The sequence below is a fragment of the Beduini sp. genome (assembly GCF_047239305.1).
Lineage (GTDB): Bacteria > Bacillota_I > Bacilli_A > Erysipelotrichales > Coprobacillaceae > Beduini.
Genome location: NZ_JBKTEM010000006.1, coordinates 24,582 through 35,113 on the forward strand (window position 1 = coordinate 24,582; position 10,532 = coordinate 35,113).

Below are 10,532 nucleotides of genomic sequence, written 5' to 3' on the forward strand. Positions count from 1 at the left end.
ATGTATTTGATTAAAAATATAGAAGTCTATGCACCCACCTATTTAGGCAAGAAAGATGTTTTAGTCAGTGATAAAATTGAAATGATTGAAGATAACATTAATAGTGATTTATTTGAGAGGATTGATGGGACACATAAAAAACTGATTCCCGGATTCATCGACCAGCATGTGCATATCACCGGAGGCGGAGGAGAAGGAAGCTTTAAAACAAAAGCTCCGGAAATTACACTATCTAAATTAACGACTGCGGGGATTACTACCGTGTTGGGACTTTTAGGAACGGATGATATCAGCCGCGATATTGAAAATCTGTTGTCTAAAGCCAAAGCACTTAAAGAAGAAGGATTAAATTGTCTGATTATCAGTGGATCTTATCAATATCCTCCCATTACAATTACCGGAGATATTAAGAAAGATATTCAATTTATTGATGAAGTCGTTGGCTGTAAGCTGGCTCTGTCTGATCATCGTTCCAGCCATGTCACTGCTCAGGAATTGATTCGTTTAGCCAGCGACATACGCGTCAGTGCCTTATTAAGCGGCAAGCCCGGCATTTTGACTTTGCATATGGGCGATGAAAAGCAAGGATTAAGCCTAGTGTTCGAAGCCTTAGAAAAAACCGATATCCCTATCACGCTGTTTCGTCCTACGCACGTGACAAGAAACGCTCATTTATTAGAAGATGCTTATCAGCTGTTAAAGATGGGCGGGTATATTGACATGACAGCAAGTCCTGACCATCAGCCGACTCATGCCATAATAGAAGCTAAAACACGTCGGCTTCCATTATCTCACATCACGATTAGCTCTGATGGACAAGGCAGCTGGTCACATTATGATCAAGACGGACAGCTGATAAAAATAGGCGTATCCAGTGTGGAGTGTCTATTCAAAGAATTCCAATATATGCTGACTGCAGGATTTACGATTGAAGATGCCTTACCATTCTTCACAGTAAATGCAGCAAAAGGGTTAAATCTAAACAAAGGACAGATTGAACTTAATAAAGATGCCGACCTTATTCTATTAGATGAAAATAATGATATAGAAGATGTGATGATTAAAGGCGTTCTTCACGTTCAAAATAAACAGCTTTTAATAAAAGGAACATACGAATAAACCGGTGAATGCATCACCGGCTTTTCTTATTCTTGAAAGTAATCTTTAATATTATGTTCCTGATCATCAAAATAATTGATCTTCATCGCATCTTTTGCTTTCTTTAAAGTAGCATTCGCTTTAGCGTTCGCTTTATCACAGCCTTCCTGTAAAACTTTCATCACACCATCAATATCTTTTTCCAGTTCTTTTCTTCTTTCACGAATCGGGATTAAAAGTTCCTCTAAGACATTATTTAAGAAGCGCTTAATCTTCACATCTCCCAAACCACCCCGCTGATAATGGGCTTTCAATTCATCTAAGTTTTTGTATTCAGGCAGATATTTTTCAAAGTATTCATCTTTACAGAAAGCATCTAAATAAATAAACACCGTATTTCCTTCAACACTACCCGGATCCTCTACTTTTAAATGATTAGGATCAGTATACATACTCATCACTTTTTTCTTTACTTCTTCAGGTGTGTCTGATAAATAAATACCGTTTCCTAAAGATTTTGACATCTTTGCTTTCCCATCAATCCCCGGCAGTCGCAAGCAGACCTCATTATCCGATAACAAGCCTTCTGGTTCCACTAAAACATCACCATAAATATGATTAAAACTGCGTACAACTTCACGAGTTTGTTCGATCATTGGCATCTGATCTTCGCCAACCGGAACACAGGTTGCTTCAAACGCTGTGATATCAGCGGCTTGAGATACCGGATAATTTAAAAAGCCAGCCGGAATACTTGTTTCAAATCCTCTTTGTTTAATTTCTTCTTTAATCGTTGGATTACGCTGTAATCTCGCCACCGTTACCAAATTCAAATAATAAGCAGTTAATTCATATAAAGCCGGAATCTGTGACTGAATAAACATTGTGGTAATACTTGGATCTAACCCTACAGATAAATAATCTAATGCTACTTCTAAAATGTTTCTTCTGATTTTTTCAGGGTTATCGGCATTATCTGTTAATGCCTGTGAATCGGCAATCATAATATAAATTTCATCAAACTCTCCTGAATTCTGTAATTCTACACGTCTTCTTAAAGAGCCGACAAAATGTCCTAAATGTAGGCGACCGGTTGGTCGATCTCCTGTTAAAATGATTTTTTTCATAATTTTCCCTCTTTCTAACAAAAAAAGTTTCTGCCCAATAGGACAAAAACTGATCCGCCACCTATTCAAACACCATCATGTCTGCTTCCAATAACGCAGGAATTGCGGCGCCACTACTCGTTTCCTTTCGTTTTGCTTCTCATCAGGCCCATTCCCTTGAACATTGATATAAGTTTCCACCAGCCACTTACTCTCTATGATCTTACTTTCAAGCTACTCTTCCTAATTAAGCGAATTTTTTTGTTATTAAAATAATAGAACGTAAACTATTTTTTGTCAACGAAGTTAGTTAAAAAACTTTATTTTCTTAATTCCTATATTAAGAATCAGTATAAATACACTTGGTACAATCAAATACGCCCATAGCCTTTGTAATTGCAGATAAGGAACTGCACTCAGCCATTGATTCAAAGTCCCGTCACTTATACAGATGATGCCAATACTTAATATAATGCCTAAGCAGTTTAATATAAATGTCTGCAGCATATTAAAATGACTTAATTTGCTTAACAATAGATCCACACCTAAACAAAATAAGCTGACAATCGCAAAAAGGTCTAAAGCTTTCATTATTTTTTGCATATAGCTAATCACTTGGTCATGCTGATTTAGGGTAAAGCCTGATTGTTCCTGCAAAGTCTCCATATCCGTTGATGGTGAAAATAATAGACGATGCGTTGAGGATGCGGGAATTTCTTTTATATAAATGACCCATTCCTTTTGCATCTGAACACTCGTAATACCGCAGATACGATAATCGAAAAAGTCCCTGCCAAAAAGATCCTGATCACTCTCTAATTGATAAAGAGAGATCAAATAATCGGCTATTTCCCGAGAAATAATGACCTCATTCTCTGTCTTTGGCATCGTTCCGCTTTCTAACTCAATAGCTGAAATAAGCTGATAAACAGAAATTTCCTGATCTTCTAAATGAAACAGGCGTTCATCTTGATAACCGATCATTGACCTATACTGTTGTTTTAAATCCTCAATATTTGCAGTAGGTTCAATATCTACTTGATTATAATGATAATACCATGCAGCTTTATTATAATTTTCAATAGTGCCATTCACTATTAAAGAGGTACAAAAATAAAGACAGGTAATCCATACAGACACAATAAAAGTATAAAAAATATATTTAAAAAGGTTAGTCGAATGCATAGCTTCATCTCCTAACCTTTATTATAACGATATTCGATTAATTGTCCAAACTATTCTTCTTATAGACAAATTTAAATACGACAAGTGAAATAATCATCCATGCAGCGATAACCGCAATGGAAAACAAGCCTTTTCCGGTCATTAAATCTCCGGCACTTTCGATGCTTTGCAGCCACATCATTGACTGGGTTGGAATAAATTGTGTAACCTTGCTGATGGATTCTGACATCATTCCAAAAATTGGAGCCATAAACAACAGCATGACTGGGGTTGAATAATATCCTGTTGCCATCTGATCCTTTGAAATCAAACCGATCACTGCTCCAAACATTAAAGCAGATAACGATGTAACAAAGATTACAAACATGGTCCATGGGAATAATGCGATATCTACTCCGCAAATAAAATAAACTAATACATTAACGCCTAAGAACATAACGATCCCTAACACCAATTTTGCTGTCATGAATTCAACTGCCGATACATTAGAAAGCATCAATGTACGCAAGGTGTTTTTTTCTTTTTCTTCTGCAATACTCATTGCTACTATTGAAATAGGGACAACCCCCATATTTAAGATAGTACATAAGTTAAAAACATACATTCCCGCTTCATCAGGCATTTCCATAATATGAGTATATAGGAAAGCAAAGGCGATTGGCAGCAGCAGCATAAAAGCTACATTTGGATTACGAAACAAGTTTTTAATATCTTTAATAAATAACGCTTTTATTTTATATCCGGCGATTTTCATTATGCTGCCTCCTTTGTTAATTCTAAGAAAATATCTTCAATCGTTGGTTCGATTGTATGCAAAGTGATAAGTTCATCATTTTTTGAAAGCTCCGCTAATTTAAGCAATGCTTCAGATGACTTATCTAATTCTACTTTACCGTTTTCTTTAAATACTGCAATCATTTTATCTTTAGCGTATTTCACTTTTAATTCTTCCGGACTTCCGGATTCGATCACATGTCCTTTGTTTAAGAAGGCAATACGATCACATAATTGATCTGCCTCTTCCATTCGGTGTGTAGTCAGGAAGATCGTTGTTCCTTCTCTGTTTAATTCTAACAGCATTTGATGAATCTCTTTTGTTGTTGAAGGGTCTAAAGCCGCTGTTGGTTCATCTAAAAATAACAATTTCGGTTTATGCAAAACTGCCTGAACGATCAACGCTCTTTGAGTCATCCCTCTTGATAAACTTTTCATCTTTTTATTACGGTCTTCATAAAGCCCAACACGCTTTAATAATTCATTGATTCGCGCATGATCCACTCTGCGGATGTCTGCAAAGAATTTAATATTGTCATATAAGCTAAAACGTTCATAGGCACCGCTGTTGTCACTTAATATTCCTATTTTTTCAAATGTGTCCTGTGATACATGATCAATCTCTTCACTAAACAATTCAATCATGCCGCTGTCTGCTTTTAATTGCTTTGTCAATAGTTTGATTGTCGTTGTTTTACCGGCACCACTGGGACCTAAGAAACCAAAAATTTCATTTTCATAAACTTCAAAGCTTAATTGATCCAATGCTTTTTTTCCATCAAAAGATATACTGACATCCTTCATGATTAATTCATTTTTCATAATATCCCCCCTGTTTAAATCATCTTACACACTTTTATACTACTTTACCACTAATTTTAGTCGAATGGAGCCTGGAAACTGCTGAAAGGAGCCCTAAAAATCATAGAGCTCCCTTAATTCATCAATTCTTCCTTTAGATAAAGGAACATGTTTATCTTCCATATTTTTCAATTTAAGCGAATAAGAGTTCTTTGTCCATTTCTTTACTTCTTCGACTTTCTGCATGTTGACTAGATAGGAGCGATGGCAGCGATAAAATCCAAATCGCTTTAATTTTACTTCCAATTCCTCTAGCGTATACTGACAAGGAAACATACTGTCACGCACACAAATAATCGTTTTAGAATTTTGTGCTTCAATATAGCTGATATCCTCCGGATCAAATAAAAATACTTTATCTTCAACTTTAGCACTAATTTTAGTGTAGACCATCGGTTCCTGACGCAGCAAGTCAAAATAATCATCTGTATAGATTTTTTGCAGCTGCCCTTGAAATAAACTATAAGGATTCCCCGGTAAAAGTAAGGTTGATTTTAAGGATAAAGAAGTGGTAATCAATTTCATCTGCTGTTTTAAAGTATTTGTCCATCTTAATATAATATTAAAACTAGTTTCATCAAGATCAGTCAGCGGCTCTTGGATATACATAACCTTAGGATCACGCAGCAGTTCCCTGGCAATCGCAATTCTTCTTTTCTGTGAATGGGTTAACTGGTGGCATCGTAAATTCATTAATTCATGCAGTTCCATCATATCAATAATATCCTGATATTGTTTTATTTTATTAAGACAGCTAAAAAGCCTAAGATATTCTTTTACCTTCAAGCGATCATAAAGAAATATCTCTCTTGTGACTATACCAATCTGTTTCCATGTCTGTAAATATTCCAAAATTTGGTCACTGCTTTTACTATCACACTCAATATTGATAATCATGCCATCTATTTGCATTTGTTCACTGATATTTTCTAAATAGTTCATTCCTTCATCCTCTGATATTTCTATTTTGACTTTAACATAAATCTATTCTATTGCCAACCGGAATAAAAATATTTCAAGAACGCTTTTCATTTTTTTTATAATCCAGTTACCGATTTTTATGCTATAGTGGAATCAGATTATTTAGTAGGGAGAGAGAATAAAATGAATCACATAATGAAAAAGACAATACTATATTTGCTATGCGCCTCCATCAGTTTATTTTTATTGATACGAATAGAAGGAATCTTAATTTATCTATCCCAGTTTTATGACAAGCTTGTTCATAATTATGTATATCCTTGGATGGCTACAGATACGCTTATTCTTCAAAACAGAATTATTATTCTTTTAATCGTCTATTTTATCTATCGTTCTTTTTTTGCTAAGAATAAGAAATAAGATATCGAATATTTGTTTAAACAAAAACACTGGAAACAAGTTTATTCCAGTGTTTTTTTTCAATTCTTTATTCTTTTCATATAGGCTAGATACCTAATTAGAATTTCTAATAAATGTTTATTTGATTCCAAATATCGATTGACGTTCTTTTATTTAGCTCAACAACATAATAACTTTCATTATGGAGGGGAATACATAAAGCTTCTTGAGTTAAATATTTCTCCAATAAATCTGCACTCTGTTTCAATTCACTGTCATTTAGCTGCTGAAAGTAGCCATTTAGATCAAAACTATTTAATACTTCATCAACTCTGCCTGAATAATGATAAATAGCTACACTAGGATCGTCGATAGATAATGTCTGTAAGCCAACCATTCGATCAGCCAGAACGATCTTCTCTTGCAGTTGATTTTTGAGCGTATCAAATAAACCTAAACCGACACCGTCATAGGTATGCTGGAATAAAACCGTTTGATTTAATGTTTCTTCGCTCTTCTTTTTTAAAGATAAATAATTCGGGGGTTCTTTTTCACCTGATAAAATTCCTTTAGATAAACTTCCATCTTCATAAATAGTTTTCACTATTTCTTGTGTATTTAAAGCATCAGCAAGAATTCTTCTGTTTTCTGCTTCCTGCATCAATTCATTATCTTTATTGAATATCAGAAAATCTCTTTGCTTACTGGAATATTCGTATATACGATAAGCCCCCAGCTGTTTTATAGAATCAAGACTGCTTTTAGAAATAACCATTGTATCTAATTCCTGTTCATTTAGTAAAGAAAGGTCAGCTGCAACTATTTTTATTTTGCTGTAATCAGTTTTGACTTTATTAAATTCATTTTTAATTAAAGTCACCTGATTGTATAAAGATAAGCTTTCTATTTTATATTTACCTGCACCTAGGTGTCTTTGGGTTTTAGAAGAATAATCATAGGATCCATTCTGATCTTTTAAGATAGGCAGTTCAAAACAGTCAAATATACCGGATTTAAGTTCAGAAAATTCAATTTCTAAAGTCTGTTCGTCCAATTCTTTTATCCCACTGATCTCATTTGTATTGCCTGTCTGATAATCTTTTATTCCTTTAATGGATAAACATGTGTTTTTGCCTTCATAATTAACATCTGGGTGATTTAAATAATAATAACTATATAAGACATCCTTAGCTATTAATGGGCTTCCATCGCTGAATTTCAAGCCTGTTTTGATTTTTATGACAGCCCTTGTTCCCTGTTCTTTCAAAAGAATACTTTCAGCTAAAAGATACTCATAATTTCCCTTATTAAAATGAACTAAAGAAGGATAAACTAAATCATTTATCATTTGTGCAGAATCATTGTTTTGCAAATAAGGATGAGCATTAGATAATACCTGTGAAACACCAATAACATAAGTGTCTTTTCTTTCCACATCTAGTTTTTTTACTTTTGATTGCTCTCCTGAAAAAATAAGATTCTCCGGTTCCTTCGGTGATTTGCTTATTATATAAGCAAACATAGCAATCACAAGAATAACGGCGATGCCTGCAGCAAGTTTATGTTTCATCTTATCCCTCCTATTAATGATGAGAAAAGGAGTATAAAACTACTCCTTCTCATTCTTTTCTTTTTTCTTTTTGTTTAACACGATGAAAGCTATTCCTGATAATGCGAGCAATCCTGCCACACCCATTAACTGATTTCGATCTCCGGTATCTACATTTTCAATCACTGTTTCATATTCAGGATCATATAATGAGAATCCTGCATCTAAATCATGGATATTAGAAGCTTTGACAATATTATAGCCATTTATTGTATACATTGGATCAATCGTCTGATCCGCTTTTGAAGCTAAGACCATTAATTCTTCATATTCTGATAAATAGCCTGTATTGCCATTTAAATCACTGTCTAAATACATGTCATTTGCATGATAGCTTGTCACTTCATAATCATTTGGATAGTTTTCTATTTTAACTTTATAGCCATATAAAACAAGTTCTTCATCAATATAGCCATAAGTTGACAGGTGGTTAAATTCATATTTTCCTTCTTCACTTGTGATAGCTTTCAATACGACTTTATCCTTTAACTGCTGCCATTTTCCTTGCTGGTAATAATAGGTTTCCAATATCACTTCAATATCCGCCATTCCTTTTTCAGTTTCATGACGAATACCATTTTTATCTTCATCTTCCCATACTATTCCAGAGATACTTCCGGTATCAATAGATGTAAATCCGGCATTATAATCGGTTAATGATTTAGCGGCAATCGTATCATATTTTCCAATGACATAATGTGTATTCTGATATGATTCCTGACTGACATTTTCAGCGACCGTCAAATATCCGCTGTTCATTTCTGGCAGTGACATATCAGCTTTCATTAACTGTTTAGTATCTGCTTTTAATGCACTGTCATTTTCACCGTTGTTTTGCTGATACTTAGTTACTGCTGTTCCTTGAGGAATATCACCAATCCATAACTGATAACCATAGATATAACGTTTTCCGTCTATTTCTTTGTAGGTCTCTAAATTATCAAAGATATAATGTCCGTTTTTATCTGTCAGCATCTGACGATAGATACTTTCTGGTTTTTCAGTCTTTTCATAATCGTCAGCTTCTTCACCAATGACTCTCGGACTGCGATTATCCTCAATCCATTTTCTTTCATCACTATTGTAATAATAGCGTTTTAATTTTACCAGCACTTCTGCTTTAACTTGGTCACTATTATTATAGATACCGTCATAATCCGCATCTTCAAAGGCAGTACCTTCAATGCTTCCTAACTGATATTCCACATAACCGGCACTATAGTCTTTGTTGTGTTCTCCTACTAAAATATCATAGTAGCTTGCAGACTTCAGCCAGCCATTATCGACTTTAATCGTATATGGCTTATTGATATAGTCATCGTGAGTAGCATCATGTGCTAAAATGATATACTCATTTGCTTCTGTCAACCTTGATGTTTCGACGTTGAGATCACTGTCTTTTACAGGATCATCCCCTTGACGATATTTTGTTACCGCATATTCTTCCGATATCATGTCTAACTTCAGCTGATAGCCATAGAGATATCGAGTACCGTCATCCTCTTCTTTATAAACCGGCAAATCTGCAAATAGATAATGTCCGTTTTCATTTGTTGTCGTGAAGAGATCACCGTCTTCTACTAATTCCCATTTTCCATTCTTCAGTAAATACTGAGATAGAATAACCGTTTGATCAGCTATTCCCGGCTCATTGTCATTTTTAATACCGTCATAATTTGTATCTAAGTCATCACTGCTGTCGAGCCAAACATCTCCCTCTATACTTCCTTGTTTGAACTGAACTAATCCGCCATCAAAATCATTGATTGTCTGATTATCCAAAATATCATAGTCCTGTCCATTGTAAGTATAGATATAATCTTCATTGCGTGGATCGTTTTCCCGAAGTGGATAAGCCGTTAAAATATATTCCTCAGTGGTTTTCTTTCCATCACCAGAAGTCAGATAATGTGTCGCTGCTACAAGATCACTGTCTCTTGTTTCATCATAGATATCCGTTGAATCCTGACTGCGCATGTTCAAATAAGTGATTCCATAAATTTCCGGAATATCCCCTACTTTTACTTTATAGGAAGCTAAATGCACTGTACCATCAGCCGCAGTTATATGCGTTGGCACCGCATCAAATAAGAATAATCCATCTTTTCCATTCAATGTCTGCGTTTGAGTCTGAGCATAATCTTCTTTATTTAAAGTCCATGTACCATCATCAAGTAAGTAATATTGTTCAAGATAAACATCAATACCATTGATGCCGGCTTCGCTTTCGCCATAGAAACCATCATAGTTTTCATCATCAAAGATCGTTCCCTTAATTTGTCCGCCTACCTTATCGGTAAATCCAATATTATAATGCTCTAAGTCTCTTGACTTCACAATATCATAGCCATTGATTACAGTAGCTGTGTTGACATTGTCAGTTTCTGTATTATGGTAAGCCGGAATAATATAACCGTTTAGTTCTTCAAAGCTTGATCCGACATACCCTTTATCCTGTGTCGTCTTAGTGAGTGCTAATGTATTTCCTTGCTTGTATAAAGTGCTGTCTTGTTTTCCAACATTCATTAAGTAACGTGTTGAACCATAGCCATCAGGAATTGTGTTAATAAATAACTGAT

At 34.7% G+C, this 10,532-nt stretch carries 8 protein-coding genes; 1 reads left to right on the top strand and 7 read right to left on the bottom strand.

Annotated features, from left to right (window positions below; all coding sequences use genetic code 11):
* Complete coding sequence (iadA, locus tag ACLRVU_RS09995) at nucleotides 1-1,119, top strand: beta-aspartyl-peptidase (RefSeq protein ID WP_412891741.1); 1,119 nt, start codon at nucleotides 1-3, stop codon at nucleotides 1,117-1,119.
* 26 nt (nucleotides 1,120-1,145) lie between these two features.
* On the opposite strand, the gene trpS is transcribed toward iadA, so the two are convergent.
* From trpS to ACLRVU_RS10030, 7 genes are all read right to left on the bottom strand, one after another.
* On the bottom strand, nucleotides 1,146-2,225 hold the full coding sequence (gene trpS / locus ACLRVU_RS10000; RefSeq protein ID WP_412891742.1) for a tryptophan--tRNA ligase: 1,080 nt from the start codon (nucleotides 2,223-2,225) through the stop codon (nucleotides 1,146-1,148).
* A 285-nt stretch (nucleotides 2,226-2,510) separates the two neighbouring features.
* On the bottom strand, nucleotides 2,511-3,389 hold the full coding sequence (locus tag ACLRVU_RS10005) for a hypothetical protein (RefSeq protein WP_412891743.1): 879 nt from the start codon (nucleotides 3,387-3,389) through the stop codon (nucleotides 2,511-2,513).
* Nucleotides 3,390-3,426: 37 nt separating this feature from the next.
* A complete protein-coding gene (locus ACLRVU_RS10010; RefSeq protein WP_412891744.1) occupies nucleotides 3,427-4,143 on the bottom strand; it encodes an ABC transporter permease in 717 nt (238 codons plus the stop codon).
* Nucleotides 4,143-4,985, bottom strand: a complete 843-nt coding sequence (locus tag ACLRVU_RS10015; RefSeq protein ID WP_412891745.1) for an ABC transporter ATP-binding protein — start codon at nucleotides 4,983-4,985, stop codon at nucleotides 4,143-4,145. The genes ACLRVU_RS10010 and ACLRVU_RS10015 overlap by 1 nt, the downstream gene beginning before the upstream one ends.
* Nucleotides 4,986-5,078: 93 nt before the next feature.
* Nucleotides 5,079-5,966: a LytTR family transcriptional regulator DNA-binding domain-containing protein gene (locus ACLRVU_RS10020; protein ID WP_412891746.1), complete on the bottom strand. Its 888-nt coding sequence runs from the start codon at nucleotides 5,964-5,966 to the stop codon at nucleotides 5,079-5,081.
* 505 nt (nucleotides 5,967-6,471) lie between these two features.
* The gene (locus tag ACLRVU_RS10025; protein ID WP_412891747.1) at nucleotides 6,472-7,914 is read right to left on the bottom strand and encodes an ABC transporter substrate-binding protein; all 1,443 of its coding nucleotides are present in this window, start codon (nucleotides 7,912-7,914) and stop codon (nucleotides 6,472-6,474) included.
* Between the two features lie 39 nt (nucleotides 7,915-7,953).
* A complete protein-coding gene (locus tag ACLRVU_RS10030; protein ID WP_412891748.1) occupies nucleotides 7,954-10,479 on the bottom strand; it encodes an SdrD B-like domain-containing protein in 2,526 nt (841 codons plus the stop codon).
* Between the last annotated feature and the right edge of the window lie 53 nt (nucleotides 10,480-10,532).

Excerpts from the sequence above, each read along its gene's own strand:
- ACLRVU_RS10015 (WP_412891745.1), bottom strand. The coding sequence starts at position 4,985 with ATGAAAAATGAATTAATCATGAAGGATGTCAGTATATCTTTTGATGGA.
- ACLRVU_RS10025 (WP_412891747.1), bottom strand. The coding sequence starts at position 7,914 with ATGAAACATAAACTTGCTGCAGGCATCGCCGTTATTCTTGTGATTGCT.
- ACLRVU_RS10020 (WP_412891746.1), bottom strand. The coding sequence starts at position 5,966 with ATGAACTATTTAGAAAATATCAGTGAACAAATGCAAATAGATGGCATG.
- ACLRVU_RS10010 (WP_412891744.1), bottom strand. The coding sequence starts at position 4,143 with ATGAAAATCGCCGGATATAAAATAAAAGCGTTATTTATTAAAGATATT.
- ACLRVU_RS10030 (WP_412891748.1), bottom strand. The coding sequence starts at position 10,479 with ATGAATGTTGGAAAACAAGACAGCACTTTATACAAGCAAGGAAATACA.
- ACLRVU_RS10005 (WP_412891743.1), bottom strand. The coding sequence starts at position 3,389 with ATGCATTCGACTAACCTTTTTAAATATATTTTTTATACTTTTATTGTG.
- iadA (WP_412891741.1), top strand. The coding sequence starts at position 1 with ATGTATTTGATTAAAAATATAGAAGTCTATGCACCCACCTATTTAGGC.
- trpS (WP_412891742.1), bottom strand. The coding sequence starts at position 2,225 with ATGAAAAAAATCATTTTAACAGGAGATCGACCAACCGGTCGCCTACAT.